Raw genomic sequence first — 25,812 nt, 5'->3', positions numbered from 1 at the left:
GCATACATCAGTATGTGAGCATTGCTTAGGAAAATTTTCTCGCAAGATACGCCAAATACGGTCGTTCCCTGCATTTAAGGATGAAAAATGACAATTAACTGGCCTTTAATTACTGTTTTGTTCTGCTTATCCATCCCTGGGGTAATAATCGCAATAAAACGTTTAATTTATTTTTTATTGCCTGATAATTCAGACGCGTTAAAAAAACGGATAAGCCGTTTTGCCATTATACAAACTTTATTCATGGTTTTTATCCTAAGTCTTGCTGGTACGATATTGTCTCCAATGACAGGGTTGCATGACTCAACACTTGAAGGGCTTTTACAAGGTACCACCGGGGTAAGTGCATTGCTTCCTATTTTATTACCTACCGTCTTGTATGCTTTTTTAGGATTACTGGTTTTTTTAGTTCTCTATTATGGCCTAATTGCACGCATCATCGATAAAAAAAATATGGAAATCATGGCTAATATTCGCACGGTTCTTGGTGTTGATGGCTGTGTTCTTTATGGCGGCGTGGTCGAGGAAGTCATTGGGCGTTGGGGGTTATTGAATCTTGCTACGTTTTTTGCCTTGCTCTTTACGAAGCAATATCCCAACTTGATTATCTGGATTTCAATTTTTATTAGTGGCTTAGTCTTTGCAGTGAGCCAAATTCCGGCTTATCTTGCTGCCGGTTGTACCAAAAGTCGCCGTTTCATTTACTCCCTTATTATACTGAGCCTGTACCAATCAATACTTTTTGGCTATTTATTTTGGCAGTATGGGCTTATTGCTGCGATATTGTCCCATATGTTATTCCATTTGGGATGGGCCGCATTTGAAAATGTAAAAAAGTAGTAAAGCATCTCCCCCTTAATCTTGTCTTAACCTTGATCTTTTATCCTACAAGTGAATGAAGTTAAGTTAGGGGGGGTAGGATATGGCCACTTCAAATAATCAATTTGCTGAGTTGGTAAAACAGCTACACAAATCACCTAATGATCATGCTTTAAAGCAAACTGTAGTTCAGCACTTACCTAAAATGGTAAATTTAGCTCAAGACAATCCTATGGCTTTATTCCATTTAGCCCATATTTATCCACCGACCTCTTCTCAATACAAACAAACCATGCGCCAAGCTGCCAATTTGGGATGCACAAATGCCATGTTGGTTATGGTACAAATACTGGGAAACTCAAATGATGCGGGTGATTTGAAAAAAGCAATTCATTATTTGTCTATGATCAACAAATCTGAAGACTCATTCATCAAAGGACAAGCACAATTGCTCGTAGATGAATCCCCTCAATTAGCAAAGGCAGTACAAGAGCAGACACGAGTGAAATCCAATTTAAATTATGGTCTCGCCCATCGGTTCTTTACAGCACGACCAGAAAAAGAAGAATCCCTCGAACTTGGGGAAACAGCAAGTGTCAAGGCTGATTTTTGACCCGAATCTAGAACCGTGTCCTGGGTGAAAACAAAGTAACCCAGGAAAACGGTAATTTTTTCTTATCCATGCTGCCTGTTGATTCACTTCGCGAGCAGCCTTTAATGGATCAGATTCTGTTAGTTCATGCTCCAATAGCGCTTATTACTTACGAAATATTCCTAGATATAATTCGCTTAAAAAATCAAAAAGCGAAAATTCTTTTGAATCTCATTCAGGTCAAACTGATTCAAATATAAAGAAAAACTCATCCATGCACTTAAAGCAGCCAAATCTTGAAACGGCGGCGGAAGATAGACGGGATTAGTTAAAACTCCGCGTTCTTTTAATTCGGTGAGTAAAGGCAAATCATCCAAAACCAATTTCCCGGTAAATAATAAGGGAATAGAATCTACATGCTTTTTACTGATAGCAAAACGGATGTAATTATAAATTAATACAAAACCTTTAGCATAAGATAAATCTTTAGTAAAAGGACCACCTGTTGGTGTACTTCCTCGGAAAACTCGTACTGTTTGATTGTAGCTGTCTTCTTCACTTAAACCACAATCCATAAAATAATTATAAATATCCAGGAAGTCTGCTCCTTGCGTCACCATATCTAATGCAATGACACGATTGGTAATCTTTAACATACGACTAGGATATGAAGAAAAAGTAACTACTTCCGTAATCACTGCCAACCCTTCTTGAATCACACTACTTGAAGGAGAACCCTTAGAAAGAAAAAAACAATTGGGCTGCATCGAACCATTCAAGGTTGTACCGACATGAACCCAACCTTCATGTACTTCTAGATAGCGAAGGTCGCGATCACTAAACATGGCTTGCTGGCTCAATTTAATGCTATCCGCACCCGCCGAGGCATCCGCAATCATTTCGTCACTGACCATTACGGTGACTTTGCCTGGATGTTTATCAAAAAAATGCCCTAAACGCGTTTGCAAAATTTCCTGAGCCTGCTGTGGTGTATAACGTTTTATATCCGCTTCAGATTGCAATTGAACACTCAGGCCTGTTAACACATCAAAAAGTAAGGTGCCCATCTCCGACATACGTGGTCCACCCGCGTAGAACACATCATTTGGACTGCCATACAACTCCATCGCCAACTCAGAAAATGCAGGGGTACCTCGCACAGCGAGCATTTGTGTGGCTCGACTGTACTCCTCACACTGGCGACGGATTAAACGAGTTAAGGTAGAATATTGCCCTAATTGATTCTGGGTATCACGCAAAATAATACGAAATTCTTCTTGTTTTTCATGAACATCAAAAGGCAAAGGTTTTTTCTCATAATATTCTTTATCAACTGCTGGAAGCCTTTTACCTTTATGTTTGAAGAATTCCTTTTTTATTGATTCATCCCATTTGATACTATCAAGAATCCTGATCTTGCGCTGCGCTTCCACAATACGCTGTGATAATTCCTGTACAATAAGCAATTCAGCTGATTCTGATGGTGTCATAATAAATCCCTATGATACAGGTGGTGCAATACTCACACGTGCATCTTGGTTCTGTTGAGGCAAGTCATAAAAATTACTAATATTTGCTCTCGTTAATGGCGGTGGAACTTCTAATGGAGGACCATTACGACTGCTCAAATAAAGGTTCTCACCATTACTGGCATAACGACTACACCCAGATAATACGAGTGCAACAAAAACAATAAAACACAACTTTTTCACTTAAATCAACTCCAAACTTTTCATGACTTTTTCTAGTGCCTCATGATGCTCTTGAGATAAACGTGTCAATGGCATTCTTAATTCATTATCCATTAACCCCATTCTGCTTGCTGCCCATTTTATAGCAATCGGATTTGTTTCAATAAACAATAATTCATATAGAGGTGCAAGCTGTTCATTTAAACGTAAGCTTGCAGCATGATCACCGTCTAAAGCCGAATCACATAATTTGGCCATTAATTTAGCAGCCACATTCGCAGCGGCTGAAATATTTCCCTTAGCTCCCGCCAACATCCAGGATGCCGCGGTAAAATCATCACCGCTATATACATCAATACTGCCTTCTGAAAGGCGTAAAATTTGCTGTAAACGAGTCATTTGTCCTGTAGCGTCTTTTATTCCCACAATATTGGAAATCTTAGCAAGTCGAGCTACTGTTTCTGGCAACATATCGCATGCAGTTCTCGTTGGCACATTGTAAAGAATAATCGGCATAGCAACTGCCTGGGCTATTTGACTGTAATGCAAATATAAACCTTCTTGAGTAGGCCTAATATAAGCGGGGGTCATAATTAATGCTGCATGAGCGCCGCATTCCATCGCTTCTTGGGTTAATTGAATACAATCCCGTGTTGCATTCATACCAGTACCCGCAATGACAGGAATTCGTTCTTTTGCTTGGTCTATGACTGTTTTAATGACCAACAATTTTTCTTCGTGCGATAAAGTACCTGACTCACCTGTAGAGCCCGCCGCAACAAGTCCGTTGCTACCCATTTCAATATGAAATTCAACCAGTTCCCGTAAGCGCGGCACATCAACTTCATCATTCTTCATGGGGGTTAATAAAGCAACTATGCTTCCTTTAAACATACGATCCTCTATTCTTATTATTCATATTGCTAATACTACTGGAAAATGAGGGGCAGAGCAAAATCAGATCTTTAAAAAGTAACCTGAAAAAATAAATTAATGATCATTTATTTGACATTAAATATTTTTTTTGTACTAAAATCATAGTGAAGATGAAGAAACCAGGATTTTCTTGCAATGAATATCTGCTCTATCAAAGCAGAAGTCCTGAAAACTATAAAAAGGAGTTCGCTATGAAAAAAATTATTACTCCCTTAGCTATTGTCGGTTTATCAGCTTTTATGCTTGGGGGTTGCACTAACACACAAGTAGGTACTGCTGCTGGTGGTGCTGCAGGCGCTGGTATAGGATATGCTGTATCTGGAGGCAGTGCTGTTGGAACAGTGATTGGTGCAGGAGCTGGGGCATTAGTAGGAAATGCAATTGGCCAAGAGCAAGACCGACGATATTATTATTATCATCATCGTTACTATCGTCCTGGTTACAATTATTACTATTACTAATACAAATACAGATACAAATACGAACACCCTTAGTTTCTTTGAGACTAAGGGTGTTTTGATTCCATGATTGGGCTAAGTAAAATGAAGTGAGTTGCTTGATACAAAAAATTAGAACATATTTTATGAAGTTTCTTTAATAAAAGAAAAAATCTTAATGAATATAAAGCAATATCAAATTTCCATTGCTATACTTTTTAAATGAAATTTCAGGTTAATCCTAACCGATTGATCATTAACCCAAAATAATACAAGGATTGTAATCATGCGCTTAAAAAATAAAGTAGCTATAATTACTGGCGCTGCCAGTGGGATAGGTAAAGAAATCGCCCTAGTATATGCCAAAGAAGGGGCTAAAGTTGCTATTGCCGATATGAATCTCGATCAAGCCAAAAGTGCGGCTGAAGAAATAAAATCTAAAGGTGGAGAAGCCATGGCAGTTGCCATGAATGTCACCGATGAGGATGAAGTCAATAAAGGCGTTGATGATGTTGCAAAAAACTTTGGCGGCGTTGATGTAATGGTCAGTAATGCTGGGATTCAAATTATCAGCCCTGTCGATCAATTGGCTTTTTCTGATTGGAAAAAATTAATATCAATTCAATTAGATGGAGCTTTTCTAACCACTCGTGCCGCACTAAAACACATGTATGCCTCAGGTAAGGGAGGAAGCATTATTTATATGGGCTCAGTCCATTCTAAAGAAGCGTCTAAACTAAAAGCACCTTATGTAACTGCAAAACATGGTTTAATTGGTTTGTGCAAAGTCGTTGCCAAAGAAGGAGCGGCTCATAATGTCAGAGCGAACGTCATTTGCCCAGGCTTTGTCCGTACACCTTTAGTTGACAAACAAATTCCAGAACAAGCTAAAGAATTAGGGATTACCGAAGAGCAAGTCATTAAAAACGTCATGCTTAAAGATACAGTTGATGGAGAATTTACAACTACGGATGACGTGGCACAAACAGCATTATTTTTTGCTTCTTTTGAAAGCAATGCCCTGACAGGTCAATCGCTTATTGTGAGTCATGGATGGTTCATGGAGTAAGTCCAATGGCCCGGACAAAAAAAAGTAACATGAAACAACATAAACACGTTGCCTGCTGTTTTCAAGGCGGGGGCGCTTTAGGCGCCTATCAGGTGGGTGTTGTTCATGCCTTGGATGAAGCTGGTTATGACCCTGATTGGTTTGTTGGCACCTCAATAGGAGCGATTAATGCAGCAATCGCAGCCGGCAACCCACTAGGGGAGCGTGTTGAAAAAATGTATCAATTTTGGGAAACCGTTGCCACCCCATCTTTGATCCAGGCAAATCTGCTTCCCAATGATGAAGCAAGTCGAAAGATGGAACATTTCTTATCCGCTCAATCTGCATTATTTTGGGGCCAACCAGGCTTTTTTACACCTCGTATCCCTCCTTTGCTCATGGGGTATTATGACCAACCCGATACTATAAGCTTTTATGATACCAAAAACTTAAAATCTACTTTGGAACGATTTATCGATTTTGATCGCATCAATTCCAAAACAACTCGCTTAAGCATTGGTGCCGTTGAAATCCGTAGAGGGGAAATGGTGTACTTTGATTCTCAAGATACAAAAATAGGATCTGAGCATATTATGGCCAGTGGTGCATTACCACCTGGTTTTCCGGCCGTTGAAATTGAGGGAGAATATTATTGGGATGGCGGAATTTCCAGCAACTCTCCAGCAACTTACGTGCTAGAAACAAATCGATGCCCACGTGATTTACTCTGTTTTGCGATTCATTTATTTGACTCTTTTGGTTTGTATCCCACATCACTAGACGATGTGATGAAACGCCAAAAAGATATAGCGTATTCAAGCCGTTTTTGCCAAGCGATTCATATGTATCAACAGATTCATGCATTAAAAAATACCATTCATATCCTCTCTAATTATGTTCCTGAAGAGGAAAGAGAAAACCCCGAGCTGAAACTTTGTATCTCTCGTGGACACCGATCTACGGTCTCCGTAGTTCGCTTTTTATGTGAACACGATATATCCGAACTTTCTTCAAAAGATTACGAATTTTCACAAAAAAGTATCTTAGAGCGTATAAAGCAAGGTTATCTTGATGGAAGAAGAGCGACTAAAGAATCCCCATGGAACAAAAAGGTATCTCAATCAACGGGTATTTCTGTCTACGATATGTCACCTAACAAACATTTAAAAGAGGAGATCTGAAAATGAACGAAGCAGAGGTAAAAAAACAAGCATTTGCCATGCCACTCGTCAGTCCAGCTTATCCCCGTGGCCCATACCGCTTTATCAATAGAGAATTTTTAACCATTACATATGAAACCGATATGGCTTTATTGCGTGAAGTAGTTCCTGAACCATTGGAAGTAGTAGAACCTTTAGTCAAATTCGAATTCATTCGTATGCCTGATTCAACAGGATTTGGTGATTATACGGAATCGGGACAAGTCATACCCGTGCGCTACAAAGGTAAAATGGGAAGTTACAGTCATGCGATGTTTTTAGATGATCTTCCTCCCATTGCAGGGGGCCGTGAAATTTGGGGATTCCCAAAAAAACTGGCTCAACCCAAACTGGAAATTATTCATGAAACGCTACTAGGTACACTGGAATATGGATCTTGTCGTATCGCTACAGCCACCATGGGTTATAAATATGAAGTGCTTGATACAAAAAAGGTAGCTGAATCAATGAAGGCGCCGAATTACTTACTGAAGATAATTCCTCATGTTGACGGTAGTGTACGGGTTTGTGAATTGGTTGAGTATTACCTTGAAGATGTTGTGATTAAAGGAGCTTGGCAAGGACCTGCTCAATTGCAGTTAGCACATCATGCATTAGCTCCTGTAGCTAATCTTCCCATACGACGCATAGTAAATGGTGTACATTTATTAACAGATCTCACCTTGCCTTATGGTCGCGTTGTTCACGATTATCTTAAATAAAGGTTTGGAGAACAAATAAAAATGTTAATTCTAATAGGCTATGCAGTCATACTGCTCTGTGTTTTTGGGGGATTTGCTCTGGCTGGCGGCCATCTTGCAGCAGTCTTTCAACCCGTTGAATTGCTCATTATCGCTGGGGCAGCCGTAGGTTCACTAATTGTAGCGAACAGTGCCTCAGTATTAAAATCCCTGTTAAAGGCCTTACCTAAAGTATTTCGTGGTGAGAAATCAATTAAGGAGAATAACAGTAATCTATTGGGTCTATTATACAATCTGCTGAATAAAGCGCGGCAACAAGGATTGATGTCCTTGGAAGCAGACATTGACGCACCTGCGGAAAGCCCTATTTTTAATACTTATCCTGCACTAATGAAAAACCATCATATTATTGAGTTCATTTGCGATTACTTAAGATTGATCATTACTTCGAACTTGCAACCTTTCCAACTTGAAGCCTTAATTGACATGGAAATTGAATCTCATCATGAAGAGGAAATGGTTCCAGCCAATGCCTTATCAAAACTCGCCGATGCGATGCCGGCCTTCGGTATTGTTGCTGCAGTTCTAGGTGTAGTACATACTATGGAATCGATCAATTTGCCACCGCCGGAACTGGGGGTACTCATTGCGCATGCTCTTGTAGGTACATTTTTAGGTATTTTAATCGGTTATGGATTTATTGGCCCCGTAGCATCGGCAATGGAACATCATGCCAACCAGACTCAGTTGATGTTGCACTGTATCAAAGCCACAATACTGGCAAGTTTGCACAATAATCCCCCCATTATTGCAGTTGAATTTGGACGTAAGGTATTGTTCTCGGCGCAACGCCCCTCCTTTTCCCAGCTCAATGATGAAATTAAAAACCTAAAACCCGCAGCGTCCTCATCCTCTGAGAATTCTGCTGCTGAACCTACTCCGAGTTAATGAGGTTACAGCATGAGTGAAAACGTTACTAAAGCGAAATCGGGATCAACCCCAATAATTCGAAAAGTTAAAAAAAATCAACACAAGCCTCATGGCGGTTCGTGGAAAATCGCCTTTGCCGATTTTGTTACCGCAATGATGGCTTTCTTTTTATTGATGTGGTTGATTGCATCACTGAATAAAGCACAAAAGGATGGTATTGCCGAATATTTTAAACAACCAATGAAAATAACTTTTTTTGGTGGTAAAAACGTAGGCAATCAACAAATTAACCTTAAAGGTGGAGGACCAAATCTCAAAGATACAAATGGTCAAGTTTCTACAACGGATAAGGCATCTGCACAGAGTAAGCAAGCTCAAGACATTCAAGTAATTCAATCGAATCAAGAGGAAACCCAAAAACTCGAGGAATTAAAATCACAAATTAATTTAAGTATCCAGAAAGATCCTTCTCTTGCTGGATTAAAAGATCAATTATTGATGGAAGTAGTAAAAAACGGGCTACGTATCCAATTAATCGACAATCAGAAAAAGCCCATGTTTGATGTAGGCTCGGACAAACTAAATCCGGGGATGGAGCTTCTTTTTGCCCAAATTGCCAAACTTCTTCAGGGAGTACCCAATAAAATTACCATTGAAGGGCACACTGATGCCTATCCATACCATAACCCGGATGAATTAGAGTATACCAACTGGGAACTATCTACCCAAAGAGCTAATGCTGCTCGCCGTGCTCTGGTTAAAGCAGGTTTGGATCCTGATAGAGTCATACGTGTGTCTGGTTTTTCATCAACTTTGCTTCTTAATACAAAGGATCCCTACAGTCCCGAAAATCGACGAATTAGTATTATTGTCTTAAAAAAAGGATCGGAAAATAAAGTAATGGACAACAAAGCAACGGGCAACAAAGTACTGGATAATAAAGTACTAGACAACAAAGCTATAGACAACAAAGCAACGGACAACAAAATAATGAAGTAGTAGCCTGGGCAAGTGCAAGTTAAGAAAAAGGTATCAAATCCCCCTCCCTAACCATCTCCCGCGATTTAACGTCTATTTTTAATCAAATTCCTCACGCGGGCGAGGGGGACTTTCAGTGTTACTGAATAGCATTTAATCAAAAATCCACTCTTCCTTCGGAGGCTGAATAAGATTGCATTACAAAATCCCCTCGCCCCTTTGGGGAGAGGGTTTGGGTGAGGGGAAATTCGAAATAAAACACTAAACAGTAGAAGCGCTCAACATCCAACGAGCCTTTTCATGCGCAGCAATACGCTCACTGAGTAAAGCAACAGTTCCTTCATCACCATGTTCCTGCGCTAATTTAACCGCTGTATTTAAATCGTTAACCAAAGATCCATTATCCTGGGCTAAATCACTCACCATTCGATTCGCATCGGCGCTGGAATCACCATCTTTAATTGTTTTTAATTGATTCAGTGCAGTAAATGTAGCGGGAGCCTTATGCCCCATAATTAAAATGCGTTCCGCAATGGCATCCACAGCTTCGGCCAATTCTTTATATTGCATTTCAAATAATTCATGCAAACTTTTAAAATGCACTCCCTTAACATGCCAGTGATAATTTTGCGTTTTAAGATATAAAGCATAAGTATCGGCTAAAACTACTTCCAGCTTTTTAATTATTGTTCCCATCATGACTCCTTTTATAATTCTCATTATTTTGGATGATGCATTCCAAAAAATCTAGGCTAACTCCTGAAAAAACTATAGGGACGGTCCGGGACGGTCCGGGACGGTCCGGGACGGTCCGGGACGGACCCCTGCAGAAGGTGCACAGAAGGTACAAAAATTCCAAAGGCTGTTTATATTTCTACCCTTTTGGCTCAAGCTAACGAATATAAACAGCCCCTATAAATAAAAAACCCGTCTTGAAGACGGGTTTTTAAAGGAATAGGAGTTGAGCTGGGCTTACATCATGCCGCCCATGCCTCCCATACCACCCATACCACCCATGCCGCCCATATCACCAGCAGCTTCATCTTTCTTTGGTAAATCAGCAACCATGCACTCAGTGGTCAGCATTAAACTAGCTACAGAAGCAGCATTTTGTAATGCCATACGAGTTACTTTAGTTGGATCCAAAATACCCATATCAACCATGTCACCAAATTCACCAGTCGCAGCATTGAAACCATAGTTATCTTTGTTTTCAGATACTTTGTTCACAATTACTGAAGCTTCATAACCAGCATTTGACACGATCTGGCGCATTGGTGCTTCAATAGCACGACGAAGAATGTTGATACCCATGTTTTGATCGTCATTGTCGCCTTTCAAAGAATCCAGAGCTTTTTGAGCACGAATTAAAGCAACACCACCACCAGCTACAATACCTTCTTCTACAGCGGCACGAGTAGCATGTAATGCATCTTCAACACGAGCTTTCTTCTCTTTCATTTCGACTTCAGTAGCAGCACCCACTTTGATGACCGCAACACCGCCAGAAAGTTTAGCAACACGCTCTTGTAATTTCTCACGATCGTAATCAGAAGTAGTTTCTTCGATTTGAGCACGAATTTGAGTAATGCGCGCATTGATTTCAGAAGCTTTACCTTCGCCATCAATAATTGTGGTGTTTTCTTTGGTTACTACGATACGTTTTGCAGTACCTAAATCTTCTAAAGTAGCTGCTTCTAAGCTCTTACCGATTTCTTCGGAAATGACTTGGCCACGAGTCAGAATCGCGATGTCTTGTAACATTGCTTTACGACGATCACCAAAGCCAGGAGCTTTAACTGCACATACTTTAACAATACCACGCATGTTGTTAACAACTAGAGTTGCTAAAGCTTCGCCTTCGACATCTTCAGCGATAATCAACAATGGACGTCCTGATTTTGCAACCCCTTCCAATACAGACAACATGTCACGAATACTGGAGATTTTCTTGTCAACCAACAGAATGAATGGATGCTCAAGCTCACAAGTCATGTTTTGTTGATTGTTGATGAAGTATGGAGAAATATAACCGCGATCAAACTGCATACCTTCAACAACAGACAATTCATTTTCAAGCCCATTACCGTCTTCAACAGTAATAACACCTTCTTTACCCACTTTATCCATTGCACTAGCAATAATAGAACCAATTGCTTCATCAGAGTTAGCAGAAATAGTACCTACTTGAGCAATTGCTTTATTGTCTTTGCAAGGCTTAGACATAGATTGCAATTTTTTGGTGATTGCAGTAACAGCTTTGTCGATACCGCGCTTCAGATCCATAGGATTCATACCCGCAGCAATTGCTTTGTACCCTTCAACAACAATCGCACGAGCCAATACAGTAGCTGTAGTAGTACCATCTCCAGCAGTATCAGAAGTTTTAGAAGCAACTTCTTTAACCATTTGCGCGCCCATATTCATGAAGCGTTGGTCAAACTCGATTTCTTTCGCAACAGATACACCGTCTTTAGTTACAGTAGGTGCACCATAAGCTTTTTCTAATACCACATTACGACCACGTGGGCCCATAGTCACTTGCACTGCATCAGCTAATGCATTAACACCAGCTAACATTTGTAGACGAGCATCGTCACCAAAACGTAATTCTTTAGCCATTATCTCTCTCTCCTAATGAAACGATTACTTCTCAATTACACCCATGATGTCGTCTTCACGCATCACAACCAGTTCTTTACCGTCGATTTTGACTTCAGTACCTGAGTATTTACCAAACAGGACAATATCCCCCACTTTTACTGCTAAAGCGCGAAGATCACCGTTGTCTAATATCTTACCTGCACCAACAGCGATGATTTCACCACGCATTGGCTTTTCAGTAGCGCTATCTGGAATAACAATACCACCCGCTGTGGTACGTTCTTCTTCCATACGACGAACAACAACTCGATCGTGTAAAGGACGAATTTTCATGCTTCTATCTCCTGATTAATTAATCTTTAAAAGTCAATTTGCAATGTTACTGACTGGCATATGGGGACAAGGAAAAGAGTTTCAAGGGTTAAAATAAAAAAAATTTTAGCTTTAATTTTTTTACACCAGACGATGTTCTGATATAGTTACAATATATATTATTAAAAACCCTTGTAGTGGCTAGTAAGTTCATGATGTTCAGAAAACCCGGGTTCCGCTTCGCTGCACCCAGGCTACATTTATTAATAAAGGTTTCAGAATGAGAAAATGTTTTTTATTGTTACTTTGCTGGATAACCACATTTGCTCTGCATGCAAACCCTCTTCCTGCTGCAGAAGTATTCCATGTAAATGTAACTACAGTGGACCCTAATACGTTTGCCATCAATTTTCAGATAAAGCCCAATTATTTTCTCTACAGCGAACGGATTAAATTAACCACAGAAAAGAACAGTACGGTTCAATTAGGTACCCTTAGGTTTCCTCCTACAGAAAAAAAGGTAGATAAACAAGGTCATGTGTATACTGTCTATCGTAATCAAGTCACCATTCCAGTAGGTATTTTAGGAAATAAACCTGGAAAAGCTTTAGTTGACTTACACTATCAGGGATGTTCGGACGATGGTTTTTGCTATGCTCCAGAAACTAGAACAATTCAGTTAACTATCGATGACAGTTTGGCTTTAACCCAAGCAAGCCTGGGACAACCAAACAATATCCAACCTACGGCCACTGAAGAAACTCAAAATGAGGGAATCACTAAAGTGTTTTCGAGCCATAATTGGTTCTTAATTTTGATTACCTTTTATGGTTTTGGTTTGCTTTTATCGTTCACGCCTTGCATCTTACCCATGGTTCCAGTTTTATCTGGAATTATTATTGGCCACGGCAAGGAAATTACGACAAGAAAAGCCTTTTTTCTCTCATTAAGTTATGTGTTAAGCATGTCAATTACCTATTCGATAATTGGTGCAGTTGTTGCTTTACTTGGAGCCAATCTGCAAATTAGCATGCAATCGCCTTGGTCCGTAGGTGTATTTAGCCTGGTTTTTTTGCTATTGGCTTTATCCATGTTCGGATTTTATGAATTCAAGTTGCCGCATTCCTGGCAAGCGAAAATACACGGTTCCAGCAATCAAAGAGGAGGTCACTATCTTGGGGCTGCGATCATGGGTTGTTTATCTACCTTGATTCTTTCACCTTGCGTTACAGCTCCATTAATTGGGGTATTAACTTACATTGCTCAAACTGGAAATATTCTTTTAGGTTGTCTGACTTTATTCGTTTTAGGTCTGGGAATGGGTACCCCCCTGCTGCTCATTGGTACTTCTGCGGGCAGATGGTTACCTGAAACAGGCAGCTGGATGAATACCATCAAAGCGCTCTTTGGTATTATTTTTATTGGGGTGGCCATTGAGCTCATTTCGCGTATAACACCTCCTTTGCTTAGCATGCTCTTATGGGCAAGTTTGCTTATTTTCTCGGGAATCTACAGTGGCGCACTCACTTATTCAGCAACACATCGCGAAAAATTCAATCAAGGAGTGGGTCTCATTCTACTCGTCTATGGTTTCTTGATTTTGGTTGGAGCCAGCATGGGTGCAACAAATCCCTTACAACCCCTAACAACAGCACAATCAGCAAGTGCCGCTCCAATTAGCGCTCAAATCAAAACACAACAAGAGCAAAATTTAGGCACTATAAAAGAAGCTTTAGCTGATGCCCAAGGTAACCCAGTGATGCTTGATTTTTATGCTGACTGGTGTACATCCTGTAAGGTAATGGAAGCAACAACATTTAAAAATCCTCGAGTACAAGAGGCTTTAGCTCGTTTTACAGTAATTAAAATTGATGTCACAAAAAATACCGCAGCAAATCAAGCCCTACTGAATCACTTTCATGTCGTGGCTCCACCAACTTTTATATTTTTTGATACGCAAGGCAAAGAGCTTAATAATCTCAAGTTGGTTGGTGAAGTGTCCGCAAATAAATTCTTAAAAACCTTAAAGCAGATAGACTAAAATTAATTTTAAAGTCATAAACTGGATCTCGAGAACAAGTCGCGGTACGTAGAAAGATACGGAAGCAATGGGAGCCGGTATTCCAATCATCGCCAGTAAAGCGGGCGGTGTACCTGAAATTGAAATGATACGATTAATAGATTTTTGATTACCCCTGGTGCTCCAGGCTTCGAGAATGCATCATAAAATTAATTAAAGATCGGAACCTATTAAAAAACTAAGCTTTACTTCTCTTGCTGCTTACCAAAATTTCCCTGCTGGGATGAAACCATGGCAAAGGTGTATGCATTTTTAAAGCAAAATAACTTAAAAAAATCTACCTCCCCCCAAAAGGAGAAAGTTAGTGAAAGGCGGGCTAGGGTCTAAACATAAATACCCCTCACCCCTGCCCCTCTCTCGAAACTGGGGAGAGGATTTTCTTTTCAAATTTGTACAGAAGAGAATGCTTTTGGTTTCGCTAATAAAAAGCTTTAGAGGTGTTGCCCTTGAAAAATATAAAATTAAAATAATTTAATCCCCATGATCCTGTCGACAATAATACTCAATAAGAGGTATAATTCGTTCACTTTTTTTACAGTTAGAGTTTTATGAATCATAAAGTAGGTTTTGTTAGCCTGGGTTGCCCCAAAGCTCTGGTAGATTCCGAACGCATCATTACCCAACTGCGTGCGCAAGGATATGAATTGGTATCCAGTTATCAAGATGCCGGTGTCGTAGTGATTAATACCTGTGGATTTATTGATAGCGCTGTTAAAGAATCTCTGGATACGATTAAAGAAGCAATGGCAGAGAATGGGCGTGTTATTGTCACGGGTTGCCTCGGTGCCAAAGCCGAGATCATCAAAGAAGCATGTCCGGATGTTCTGCATATTAGTGGTGCACATGCTTATGAAGAAGTAGTTAACGCAGTTCATCAGCACCTACCTCCACCCGCAGATCCTTTTACACAGCTGATTCCCCCACAGGGAATTAAATTAACACCACGTCATTATGCCTACTTGAAAATATCTGAAGGCTGCAATCAAAAATGTACGTTTTGCATTATTCCAACTATGCGTGGAAAATTGCAAAGCTATCCAATGGCCCAAGTCTTAACTGAAGCCCAAAAATTAAAAGATGCCGGTGTTAATGAAATTCTAGTGATCTCCCAGGACACAAGCGCTTATGGAGTGGACACTCGCTATCAACCCATAAGCTGGAAAGGAAAAACCATTGATACACGTTTTTATGATTTATGCGAACAATTAGGGGAGTTAGGCATTTGGATTCGCCTGCATTATGTTTACCCTTACCCACATGTAGATGAGATTATCCCTTTAATGAGAGATGGGCTGATTCTTCCATATTTAGATATCCCATTACAGCATGCTAATTCACGTGTACTTAAAGCAATGAAACGCCCTGCGAGTAGTGAAAATACCTTGCTGCGTATCGCTTCTTGGCGAGAAATTTGCCCGGACATTACATTACGATCGACTTTTATTGTTGGTTTTCCAGGAGAAACAGAAGCAGAATTTGAAGAATTGCTCGACTTTCTCGAGGAAGCTCAGTTAGATCGGGTGGGGTGTTTCAAATATTCTCCTGTGGAAGGGGCTAAAGCGAATGAATTAAGCGACCCTGTACCGGAAGAAATTAAAGAAGAACGTTACCATCGCTTTATGCAATTACAAGCGGAAATTAGCCGCGATAAACTTGAGAGTAAAATTGGCAGCATACAAACCGTATTAATTGATGAGGTCCATTCAGATCAAATCATTGCGCGAAGTCAAAGTGATGCGCCAGAAATCGATGGACTTGTAATTCTGCCACCAAACCCCAGCATTAAAGTCGGATCTTTTGCAGAAGTCATGATTACAGATAGTGATGACTATGATCTCTATGCCGAATTCCAATAAAGGGATTCACTTGCTCCCTGGGTTACGGCTTCGCCTTCACCCAGGCTACAATGATAAATGTAGCCTGGATGCAGCGCAGCGAAACCCGGGTTCTTGATATCATCCTTACTTCGCCTGATTAAAAAGTTCTTTGCACACGCTCAATATCTTATCTTGCATGCTTTTTTGATTCATAACCCCTGGACGCAGTAAATTCTGATGCAGTAACTGATGATGTTTTTTATATGCTTTCTTTAAAAAACTATAGTGCTCTTTGCTTAAAACACCCGCTAAAAACAAATGACGGAGTTGACTTAATGTGTGTGTATATCGTGCTAAAGAAGGATCACCTAAATGAAGTATTAAAAACTGGACCAGAAACTCTAAATCCAACAAACCACCAGAAATAGGATTCCGGTCTTGATGTTGTTCCATTTTGGATCTCATCGCCAATACATCTTGCAGCAGCGTAGGTTTATCACGCGTTAAGAATAATACTGATTTTTTCAACTGCAAAAAAGTATGTTTAATCCGAGTATTTCCTGTCAGGATACGTGCTTTTAATAAAGCCTGATGCTCCCATGTCCATGCTTGATTTTTTTGGTATTCGACAAAAGCTTCAACATGACTTACCAAGAGCCCCGCAGCTCCAGAAGGTCTAAGACGCGTATCTACCGTATACAAGACCCCTGATTGGGAACGAGTAGTCAACATATGCAAAATTTTTTGAGTTAAACGGGTAATCAATGCTTCTTCTGACAGAGGTGCTGAATGTAAAAACACTAAATCCAAATCAGAAGCATAATTCATTTCACGGCTGCCCAATTTACCATAAGCAATGATTGCAAAGTGTGATTTTGCTCGCTTCATTTCTGGATACCGTGCATACAATTGCTCACTGGCAATTATTAAAACCTGGTTTACAATGACTTGGGCCACATCCGACAAAAATTGTCCAATACGCACAGCATTACACAAACCATAAAGCTCTGCCCGTGCCGCCATTAGCCAGTTGGTTAACTTAAATTGACGCAATATTTCTTCTTGTACTTCAACATCCTGGTGAAGGGTTAATTTTTCAACGAGTAATCCTTGTAATTGGTGCAAGGATTGAGGGCGCCATTCTTCCCCCTGATCCAACAATACTTCCAACAAAAAAGGTTGGTTCACGAGTAAGGAAGTAATAAATGGACTTTGAGCAAACCAAAACAACAACTCAGTTAAAACCTGAGGGTTCTCCGTTAACAAAGCAAGATAAGCACTTCGTCCTACTATATTTTCGAGTAAATGCATGACTTGCAATAAAACTTCATCTGTTTTTTCAACATGTGTCAATTCTGCAAGCAACATGAGCATGAATCGATCCAAACGCATTCGTGCGCCTTGTGTAAGACGTCGGCAACGGGGACTGTGACGAAAAGAGTGAATCATTTGATAGCAATGAGAAGCATTAGCAAAACCTAAACTAGTAAGCAAATTAATTGCCATACTGGTTTCAACATGTCCTTGCCAAAGACTGGCTAATTGATTTGCTAATAATCTTTTCTCATCCTCATAATCTTTGACCTTACCGAGCACTGAATGAAACGCATAGCTAATAATCCGTTGATATTTATGCAACTTATTAAGCAAATCGTCCCAAGACAGATATCCCATAGCCAAAATAATTTGTTCTTGTTTCAGCAAATCTTCAGGTAAAGAATGGGTCTGCTGATCATTTAAACTCTGAAGTGTGTTTTCAAGTTTGCGTAAAAACAAATACGCTTGCTTTAAAGCATCTGTATGAGGTAACAATTTCTCACGTTTTAAAATAGTAAGTGCAAGCAAAGCATTTTGCACTTGCAATTGCGGTAAGCGACCGCCACGAATTAGCTGAAAATTTTGAATAACAAACTCTACTTCTCTGATCCCGCCTTTGCCACGCTTTATGTCATCCAACCGTGGATTTAATTGCACTTCTCGTTCAATCATAGCCTTCATACTACGTAACGATTCAATCACACTAAAATCCACATACCTTCTGTAGACAAACGGTACAATCAATCGTTCAAACCAGGGATGCGGCTCCGCTGTTTCAGCAATTACCCTTGCTTTAACCATAGCATAGCGTTCCCAATCACGACCTTGCTCTTGATAATAAGTTTCCATTGCCGCCAAGCTAGAAACTAGTGGGCCACTGTCTCCATTAGGACGTAATCTTAAATCGACTCGAAAGACAAACCCATCAGGAGTTACATTTTGTAAAGTCTGCACTAATTGCTGCACTAATCGACTAAAATAGTGTTGATTATCGATACACTGCTCACCGTCAGTTTCTCCCACAACAGTATAGGCAAAAATGAGATCAACATCTGAGGAGTAATTTAACTCTCTGCCTCCTAATTTTCCCATGGCAAGCGTAAATAGTTCGACTTCATTTCCTTTTTCATCACGTGGAATACCATAACGCAAAGATAATTCTTTTTTGCAATAATTGATGGCATGCAAAATGAGTGCATCCGCACAATCAGACCATGCACGCATAATCTGTTCTGTATTGGCAATATCTGATAGTTCAAGAAGAAGTAAGCGCAAAAAATGCGTATTACGAAATTGTCGCAATGCACGAAAATAAGCTGCCTGAGGTAAGCTAATTGACACATTCTCTATGCTACGAAAATAATCTTCACGAGACAACAATGAACAGCACTCATCTTCCTTGATTAAGGCTTTTAATAATTGAATTTGTCGACACGCATAATCACTGACAAGGAGCAACTTGCTGACCTTATCAAGTAAGGGATGATGCAAATCCGACAGATGCTTTTCAATGAACCATGCTTTTGATTCCAGTAACTTAGGGATTTCTATTTGCATAAATTTGATATTTTTCATTCCCAAAATTAATACTCTCGTTATAATCTATAAAAATCAATAATAATTCCATAATTAAAAATGACACGATTAATTCTGATTGCATTTATTTGCTTCACTTCCTCACTTTTCGCTCAAGGAGAACCTCTAAATGTAGGGATTGAAAGCTTTGATCCTCCATTTGTTATGCAAGGAACTCGCAATGAAGCCTATGGCTTTGATGTTGATATGATGAACAGCCTATGCAAGATTATGGATAGAAAGTGTGTCTTCCATGTGATGCGTTTTGATAAGTTAATCGATGCAGTAGTTAATAATAAATTAGATATTGCAATTAGCTCCATCACGATTACTAATGAACGGGCAAAAATAGTCAATTTCAGTTTGCCCTATCTACTCAGTTACTCTCGATTTTTAGAAAGACAGTCTAATTCAAAAGAAGCTTTTAGCCTAAATCTTTTGAATAGTAAAAGAATAGGATTAGAAACAGGTACTGTATTTTTAGATCAACTTAAGGAAATGGGGGTAAATAATCCCAACATTAAGGAATATGCCGGTATTGAGGATCAACTTGCTGCCTTGAGCAGAGGAGACGTAGACGTTATCCTACTCGATAATGCGACCGCCATTTATTGGGCATCTAACTCAGCAGATACATTTAAATTAATAGGACCACCGTACATGTATGGATCGGGTTATGGAATAGTCGTTAATCCTGCAAATCCAAACTTATTAACCGAACTAAACCAAGCCTTGGTCAAATTTCAAAATTCAGATGAATACAAACAAAATTATAATAAATACCTGCTTGAATTCTAAAAGATAACACCGTTCAGGGGATATGTTTGAATCTTTGGGGAAACAGTTGGATTTGAGCACAGGTTGTGAGATTAATGTAACGTTTGTCCCTGAGTCAAACAACGGGTAATGACTTGTCGTGTTACAAAATCACCCTGGCTCACGCCATACATTGAATTAAAATGTTTTGCTAAAATAACAACCCAACCAGACAAACGGAAATTCATTTTTTTTTCCGCTTGATCTACAACAATTTCAAAAAGACCTAAGGTATCACTTTCGCGCTCAGTAGCATACTCTTCCATAATCACACGGGCAGCTTGTAAATCTTTGTCTCTGGTAGGCCAGTTTTGATTCATATTATTCTCCCTAAGAAGCATGATTAGGATCAAGTAATTCTGTTATCATATGGAGATAACTTTCAAATTACAAGAGCTGAAATAGAAGCATATTGTCTCATATTTTGACCAAATTCTCAAGATATAAGGCATAACGGGAAACATGAGACTTAACTTATTTAGACATAAAAATTAAAAAAGAAATTGATTTGAATGCAACACTCGTGGAATGTTTTATCAAGACAGAATATGATATACCTATTCGTCCAAATTAAAAAAATATTCTATGACTTATCATATATTACCCTCGATTTTATCTGCTGATCTCACTTGCCTGGGCAATGAAGTAGAATCTGTTATGAATGCAGGAGCTGACTTTATACATTTTGATGTTATGGACAATCATTATGTTCCTAATCTCACATTTGGTCCTGCTTTCTGTGAGGCTTTGCTTAAACGTTTCCCTAAACTTCCCATTGATGTCCATCTCATGGTTGAACCTGTTGATGCATTAATTGAATCATTTGCAGAAGCAGGAGCAAAACGAATTAGTATTCACCCTGATGCAACAATCCATTTGGATCGCAGCTTAAAACTTATCAACGATTTAGGATGTGAGGCAGGTCTTGTATTAAATCCAGCAACCCCCATTGAGGTACTGGCGTGGTGCGCTCATAAACTCGATTTTATACTTGTAATGACCGTAAATCCTGGCTTTGGGGGACAAAAAATGATTACTGAAATTATCGATAAAATACCTCAAATCCGCAGACTCTATCCTCAAATTGATCTTTGTGTCGATGGGGGAGTAACCATAGAAAATATTGCTACTTTGGCACGCGCGGGAGCGAACCAATTTGTGGCCGGTGCTGCTGTATTCAAGAGCAAAAATTATAAAGAGACCATTGACGCCATGCGACAACAATTAGCAGGTATTAACTAAGAAAGAGATTATGAAAAAAATTATTTTACTCTTATGCGGATTGATTAGTTCCCAGACATGCATTGCCCTCTCGGGAGAGGCATATATGGAACGTTTCAATACTTATTTGTCTTTTAGCCAAAATCTTCCTACTGCTACGCCCAGTAACTCATTCTTGGATTTTATTAATGGAACGACTCCTTTATCCACAAAATTACGTGAAAAATGGCTGTATGAATTAGCTAGAAACAAAAATTGGGTGAGCTTTAGCCAATACTATCAACCTTCTAATGATTTGAACCTTGCTTGTTATGAGCAAATAGCAAACTACAATACAGGCAAGCAAGAAGAAGCATTAAAAGCATCTACTCCACTGTGGTTAAGTGGTGATTCAAGACCTCCTTCATGCAACAGTCTATTTGACATGCTTTTAAAAGATAAGAACTTTGATCAAAATTTAATTACTCAACGAATTGTTTTGGCTTTAGATCGACGCAATATTCAATTAGCCCGCTATTTATTAAAGCAATACAAAATCCCCCATACATCCGAGTTAAATACTTTAAATATTGTTTATCAAAACCCGGCAAACATTAGCAAGCTGAATCCAGGTGGATTAAATAGTGAGATTTACCTTTACGGCCTTAAACGCATGGTTTCTATTAACATGAATAAAGCGCTGATGTTATGGCAACAAAGCAAAACACAAAAAATGCTTAACCATGCACAACAACAAGCTTTTTTAGCCCATGTAGCACTTTATAAAGCCATGCGCAATCATGAAGATGCACTGGAATGGTTCGACAAAGTTAAACCTCAATATTACAACGATGTTTTGCTGGATTGGCAAATACGTTTTGCTTTAAAACGTAAAAACTGGGCAGAGGTCGCTTCATTAATTAACGATTCAAAACATAAAGATGAGCCTTGCTGGCAATATTGGCTGGCACGTTCTTTAGAAGAACAAGGAAAAAAAGCAGAGGCAAAAGCAGTCTATGAACCTTTAGCCAAAAACAGGCAATACTATGGATTTCTTGCGAGTCTTCGGCTTAACAAAACGCCTAGTTTTACTAATGAAACGCCAACTACAAATCTTGATGTATTGAAGCCCTATCAAACATTTATTGATCAAATTCAAACGCTCTACATGACCAAACAAACTGTGCAAGCATCACGCCTACTCAATGATTTCATTAGTGAGTTACCTAAAGATGAGGCAAGTGCACTGGTTTATTGGATCGATCAGAAACTGCAATGGCATGGTAAATCCGTTTATTTAAGCAATAATGAAACACTTAATAATCAACTTTCGTTAAGATTTCCTTTAGCTTATAAAGACAGTATTTCACTCTATTCAAAAAAATATGCTGTTGCTCCAGAGTTTATTTACGCCATTATTCGTCAGGAAAGTGGCTTTAGAGATGACGCAACCTCTTCTGTAGGTGCTCGAGGCTTAATGCAAGTCATGCCCTATACTGCGCGAGTCGTCTCAAAAGCAGATAAGATCCCATACAGCGATCAAAAACAATTATTTCTGTCCCAAAAAAATATCAATATTGGAGTGGCGTATTTAAAACAACTTGCAAAACGATTTGATAATCACCCCATACTCATTGCTGCGGCATACAATGCAGGACCGAAGCAAGTTGTTTATTGGTTAAGAAAACATCCACCTAAAGAAATCGATGTATGGATAGAGACTTTGCCTTGGCAAGAAACACGTAACTACCTTAAAAACATTATGGCTTTTTATGTAGTTTACCAATACCGCCTGGGTCAAAAACCTAATCTAGGAAATTTCCTAGAGCCGCTATAATATTTTCTGGGTGTTTGTAGCCTGGGTGAAGCGCAGCGGAACCCGGGGGCAGTTTTATTGCATTTCCCGGGTTCCGCTGCGCTTCACCCAGGCTACAAATATCTTGCCAATATCGCCAATCAATACTCAATAATTAACCAATTTGTTCTATAATTATACAATTAAGACGAAAAGGCAATACGCTTGTATACCTTAAGGGGCGATTTTTATGATAAAGACTAGCTGCTCAATTAGTCTCTTAGGGACACTACTCATTCTAACAGGATGCGCTCCGACTGCTTATGTTGTTGGTACATCAAATCCGCCACTTAATTACTCTTTCGCTCCAGGATACAATCCCCCGCAAGCAGCATATCCCGATGTACCCTTGGATGCAAACACCTCAATAGACAGCCCTGCGGTTATCCAACAGGAAAACGCCATCAATGCCATGAATGACTCCATTGCTGCTACCCAACAACAAAATGAGGCCGCACAACAACAAGCAATTCAGCAACAACAAGCGATTCAGCAACAACTCAATGCCATGAGAATGCCATGACAATGCTTCAATGATTAGGGTAAATTAAACGAATTGCAGATCGATGAAAGCAAGCAGTGATACTGCTTGCTTACTGATTAATTACATGGGCATGCGGCAGTATGATGATAATCAACAAAAAGATGGTCTTGTATCAGTCTATTGAATTTTCGAACATCCCTTTCAGTCAATATTGTTTGATCCACTATGTCCAACATAGTTTTCAATTCTTCTGGCTGGAACGCAACAATCATAGGAAGATTACTTAATTCATCAATGACTTCTTTCCGATCTAATATATTATTAGTTCGACAAATTTTTTGATAATTTATCTCATCTAACATATCTGCATGCTGCAAAAGTTTCATAAAGTGAAATGCGCCAGCACCTAATTGACTTACTTTGACTACACTCTCAGGATTAGAGGGAGAAATAAGTGATGCTTCCCGTAATAACAAAACATTTTTAGCAAAGATATTGGCATTTTGAGGATTAGTTTCAAGTAAATCAAAATAGTCAGGGAATAAGCATTTTTCTGCGGCAAGCTTTTTAGCACCTTCATAAATTTTATCGATATATTTTTCTTGTCTTAGAAAGACATCAACTATCTCTGGATAATAGAGGTTATTTTCTAATAGTAAATCAAGCAAATTAAGCACTGTATCCATACGCTCCGCTGCAATTGAGGCTCCATAAAGTTTATTTACTATAATTGAAGTCTTGTAGGCATGCGCCTGGATGGTATTAAGCAATTGTGATATTTTTAATGCGAGTTCGGGATAAGCAAGCAGTAATTTAAAAGTATCTGCATCCAGAAGACCCATCTGTTCCAAATCTCGAGTGCTTTGAGCGATGGATGTATCAAATTTTGCAGCATTAAATAAAAGCTCCAAAGAAAGAGATTTTGGATCAATAAGTACTTCTTTTTTTATCAATTCGAACAAATTGACAACCCCACCGATTTGAGAAATATTATGTGTGATAAGGTCCACAAGGGTTTCAGTCAAGTCGATTCCATGCTCCTTAAGCGCTTTAAATAAAGAAATCAACCGGTTACCATAATTAGGATGTTTTTGAATAAGGGCCATCATTCGAAACTCATTTCCCAAATTTAATCGTCTCAAACGCTCGGCAAAAGAATCGGCTGGGCTACGTACTTCTGTGGCTGTACTTGGGTCTAATTTTTTAATAATTATGCTTGTGCTGTCATTATCTTTTCCAGCCATACATCGTCCCTTAATTGGTCTCTAAGGTCATAAATATAACACAAAAGACCATCTTAAAGCAATTTTTCGTTTCTTACAAATTGAATTTGCTGGTTAAAACATGCTTTTGAATCATTTCAATCAATTCATGTTTATCGGTATCACTGCTGGGCTCTTTAGTAATTAAAACAAGCATTTGTTTTAATTCTTCTTTCTCGAAAGCGACAAATAAGGGAAGGCTACATAAAGAGTCAATAACCTCTTGCTGGTTCAGTAAAGAATTATGATGGCACACTTTTTTATAATGTTCCGCATCCAACATCCCTGCTTGCTGCAAGTGCATCAAGAAGTGAAATGCACCAACCCCCAATTTGCTTGCTATTAAGAGATCTTCTGATTTTTTATAATCAACGAGTAAGGGGTTATGCAAAATAATATTAGCAAGAATATTGGCATTTTGAGGATTTTTTTCGACAGCGTCAAAATAATTTGATGTCAGTTTATTTTCTGCGGCAAGCTTTTTAGTGCCCTCACAAATTTTGCTGATGTATTCTTGCTGCCCTAAAAAAATGTCTAAGCACCCAGAGTAATAGAGGTTTTTATTTAAAAGCAGAGTAAGTAATTCAATTACGGTATTGATGTTTTTTGCAGAGAATTTACCCAGTTTTTCCACTATTTTTTCAGTAGAATATGAATGTGTTTGAAAATTAATGATTAAATCAGCAAGTAAGTAAGATTGCTCAGGATAAGAAAATAGAAGCTTTAAAGTGGTTGCATCAAGCGAGTTATGGGCGATAAGCTGGCGCATCCCATGCTTTAGTGTTGTTTCTGATTTCGCAACTTGAAACAACAATTCCAGTGAAATAATAGTAACATCAAAGCCTTCTTCATACAAAAATTCTAATAGATTAACCACATAACTGGCATTAGAAACATTATTTGCGATGATTTCATGGAGCTTATCATCCAGCTTAATGTTATACTTTTTCAAAGTATTGAATAAAGAAGTCAATCGATTGAGATGCTGGAAATTCTTTTCAAGAGTTTCCAGCATTCGTTCATCCGGCTCCAGGCCTAATTTAGTTAAGCGGGTCATAATTTTACTTTTTGTCTCAGTCATTTGATTGATCTTAGTATATGTCATTTGGTACCCTCACGATCCTGTGTCGTCTACCTACCTATAAAAATCTTTATCTGT

At 39.1% G+C, this 25,812-nt stretch carries 24 protein-coding genes; 14 read left to right on the top strand and 10 right to left on the bottom strand.

All coding sequences use genetic code 11. From position 1 onward, the window contains the following. Positions 1–87: 87 nt before the first annotated feature. Complete coding sequence (locus tag Lstg_RS14200) at positions 88–840, top strand: CPBP family intramembrane metalloprotease (RefSeq protein WP_058478334.1); 753 nt, start codon at positions 88–90, stop codon at positions 838–840. An 82-nt stretch (positions 841–922) separates the two neighbouring features. Next, the gene (locus Lstg_RS14195) at positions 923–1,432 is read left to right on the top strand and encodes a hypothetical protein (RefSeq protein WP_058478333.1); all 510 of its coding nucleotides are present in this window, start codon (positions 923–925) and stop codon (positions 1,430–1,432) included. Positions 1,433–1,608: 176 nt separating this feature from the next. Here the strand turns inward: Lstg_RS14195 and Lstg_RS14190 are convergent, their stop codons facing one another. From Lstg_RS14190 to dapA, 3 genes are read right to left on the bottom strand one after another with little or no spacing between them, the layout of a single operon-like run. Beyond that, positions 1,609–2,901: a flavohemoglobin expression-modulating QEGLA motif protein gene (locus Lstg_RS14190; protein ID WP_058478332.1), complete on the bottom strand. Its 1,293-nt coding sequence runs from the start codon at positions 2,899–2,901 to the stop codon at positions 1,609–1,611. Positions 2,902–2,910: 9 nt separating this feature from the next. Further along, positions 2,911–3,123, bottom strand: coding sequence for a hypothetical protein (locus Lstg_RS14185; RefSeq protein WP_058478331.1), 213 nt, complete (start codon positions 3,121–3,123; stop codon positions 2,911–2,913). Continuing rightward, entirely contained in the window at positions 3,124–3,996 is an 873-nt protein-coding gene (gene dapA, locus Lstg_RS14180; RefSeq protein ID WP_058478330.1) for a 4-hydroxy-tetrahydrodipicolinate synthase, read from the bottom strand. Between the two features lie 233 nt (positions 3,997–4,229). Here dapA and Lstg_RS14175 point away from each other — a divergent pair, with 233 nt between their 5' ends. The 6 genes from Lstg_RS14175 to motB all read left to right on the top strand — a co-directional run bounded on the left by Lstg_RS14175 (position 4,230) and on the right by motB (position 9,352). Next, positions 4,230–4,499, top strand: a complete 270-nt coding sequence (locus Lstg_RS14175; RefSeq protein WP_058478329.1) for a glycine zipper domain-containing protein — start codon at positions 4,230–4,232, stop codon at positions 4,497–4,499. 262 nt (positions 4,500–4,761) lie between these two features. Beyond that, on the top strand, positions 4,762–5,544 hold the full coding sequence (locus Lstg_RS14170) for a 3-hydroxybutyrate dehydrogenase (protein WP_058478328.1): 783 nt from the start codon (positions 4,762–4,764) through the stop codon (positions 5,542–5,544). Positions 5,545–5,549: 5 nt separating this feature from the next. Continuing rightward, complete coding sequence (locus Lstg_RS14165) at positions 5,550–6,704, top strand: patatin-like phospholipase family protein (RefSeq protein WP_058478327.1); 1,155 nt, start codon at positions 5,550–5,552, stop codon at positions 6,702–6,704. Between the two features lie 2 nt (positions 6,705–6,706). Further along, positions 6,707–7,444: an acetoacetate decarboxylase gene (locus Lstg_RS14160; protein WP_058478326.1), complete on the top strand. Its 738-nt coding sequence runs from the start codon at positions 6,707–6,709 to the stop codon at positions 7,442–7,444. Positions 7,445–7,465: 21 nt separating this feature from the next. Continuing rightward, complete coding sequence (motA, locus tag Lstg_RS14155; RefSeq protein ID WP_058478325.1) at positions 7,466–8,371, top strand: flagellar motor stator protein MotA; 906 nt, start codon at positions 7,466–7,468, stop codon at positions 8,369–8,371. Positions 8,372–8,383: 12 nt separating this feature from the next. Then, a complete protein-coding gene (gene motB, locus Lstg_RS14150; RefSeq protein ID WP_065235617.1) occupies positions 8,384–9,352 on the top strand; it encodes a flagellar motor protein MotB in 969 nt (322 codons plus the stop codon). Positions 9,353–9,592: 240 nt separating this feature from the next. Here motB and Lstg_RS14145 read toward each other — a convergent pair whose 3' ends face one another. From Lstg_RS14145 to groES, 3 genes are all read right to left on the bottom strand, one after another. Beyond that, the gene (locus Lstg_RS14145; RefSeq protein WP_058478324.1) at positions 9,593–10,027 is read right to left on the bottom strand and encodes a Dps family protein; all 435 of its coding nucleotides are present in this window, start codon (positions 10,025–10,027) and stop codon (positions 9,593–9,595) included. Positions 10,028–10,303: 276 nt separating this feature from the next. Further along, positions 10,304–11,953, bottom strand: a complete 1,650-nt coding sequence (groL, locus tag Lstg_RS14140; protein ID WP_058478323.1) for a chaperonin GroEL — start codon at positions 11,951–11,953, stop codon at positions 10,304–10,306. A 24-nt stretch (positions 11,954–11,977) separates the two neighbouring features. Further along, positions 11,978–12,268, bottom strand: a complete 291-nt coding sequence (groES, locus tag Lstg_RS14135) for a co-chaperone GroES (RefSeq protein WP_058478322.1) — start codon at positions 12,266–12,268, stop codon at positions 11,978–11,980. Positions 12,269–12,527: 259 nt separating this feature from the next. On the opposite strand from groES, the gene dsbD reads away from it, so the two are divergent. Together dsbD and rimO are read left to right on the top strand one after the other, a co-directional pair. Then, complete coding sequence (dsbD, locus tag Lstg_RS14130) at positions 12,528–14,288, top strand: protein-disulfide reductase DsbD (protein WP_058478321.1); 1,761 nt, start codon at positions 12,528–12,530, stop codon at positions 14,286–14,288. A 587-nt stretch (positions 14,289–14,875) separates the two neighbouring features. Further along, positions 14,876–16,183, top strand: coding sequence for a 30S ribosomal protein S12 methylthiotransferase RimO (gene rimO / locus Lstg_RS14125; RefSeq protein ID WP_058478320.1), 1,308 nt, complete (start codon positions 14,876–14,878; stop codon positions 16,181–16,183). A gap of 105 nt (positions 16,184–16,288) precedes the next feature. On the opposite strand, the gene glnE is transcribed toward rimO, so the two are convergent. After that, positions 16,289–19,036, bottom strand: a complete 2,748-nt coding sequence (glnE, locus tag Lstg_RS14120; protein ID WP_058478319.1) for a bifunctional [glutamate--ammonia ligase]-adenylyl-L-tyrosine phosphorylase/[glutamate--ammonia-ligase] adenylyltransferase — start codon at positions 19,034–19,036, stop codon at positions 16,289–16,291. 60 nt (positions 19,037–19,096) lie between these two features. Here glnE and Lstg_RS14115 point away from each other — a divergent pair, with 60 nt between their 5' ends. Then, entirely contained in the window at positions 19,097–19,834 is a 738-nt protein-coding gene (locus Lstg_RS14115; protein WP_058478318.1) for a transporter substrate-binding domain-containing protein, read from the top strand. Between the two features lie 71 nt (positions 19,835–19,905). Here Lstg_RS14115 and Lstg_RS14110 read toward each other — a convergent pair whose 3' ends face one another. Continuing rightward, complete coding sequence (locus Lstg_RS14110) at positions 19,906–20,172, bottom strand: hypothetical protein (RefSeq protein ID WP_058478317.1); 267 nt, start codon at positions 20,170–20,172, stop codon at positions 19,906–19,908. Positions 20,173–20,437: 265 nt separating this feature from the next. On the opposite strand from Lstg_RS14110, the gene rpe reads away from it, so the two are divergent. The 3 genes from rpe (at position 20,438) to Lstg_RS14095 (ending at position 23,430) form a co-directional block, all read left to right on the top strand. After that, positions 20,438–21,094: a ribulose-phosphate 3-epimerase gene (rpe, locus tag Lstg_RS14105; protein WP_058478316.1), complete on the top strand. Its 657-nt coding sequence runs from the start codon at positions 20,438–20,440 to the stop codon at positions 21,092–21,094. Between the two features lie 10 nt (positions 21,095–21,104). Next, entirely contained in the window at positions 21,105–22,889 is a 1,785-nt protein-coding gene (locus Lstg_RS14100) for a transglycosylase SLT domain-containing protein (RefSeq protein WP_058478315.1), read from the top strand. Positions 22,890–23,097: 208 nt separating this feature from the next. Beyond that, positions 23,098–23,430 carry a hypothetical protein gene (locus Lstg_RS14095; protein ID WP_058478314.1) on the top strand — a complete coding sequence of 111 codons (333 nt, stop codon included), beginning with the start codon at positions 23,098–23,100 and terminating at the stop codon, positions 23,428–23,430. 77 nt (positions 23,431–23,507) lie between these two features. Here the strand turns inward: Lstg_RS14095 and Lstg_RS14090 are convergent, their stop codons facing one another. Both Lstg_RS14090 and Lstg_RS14085 read right to left on the bottom strand, forming a co-directional pair. After that, positions 23,508–24,635, bottom strand: a complete 1,128-nt coding sequence (locus Lstg_RS14090) for a hypothetical protein (protein ID WP_058478313.1) — start codon at positions 24,633–24,635, stop codon at positions 23,508–23,510. Between the two features lie 73 nt (positions 24,636–24,708). Next, positions 24,709–25,758, bottom strand: a complete 1,050-nt coding sequence (locus tag Lstg_RS14085; RefSeq protein ID WP_058478312.1) for a hypothetical protein — start codon at positions 25,756–25,758, stop codon at positions 24,709–24,711. Between the last annotated feature and the right edge of the window lie 54 nt (positions 25,759–25,812).

Source organism: Legionella steigerwaltii, from assembly GCF_001468065.1.
Lineage (GTDB): Bacteria > Pseudomonadota > Gammaproteobacteria > Legionellales > Legionellaceae > Legionella > Legionella steigerwaltii.
This window is presented reverse-complemented; position numbering and strand designations above follow the sequence as displayed.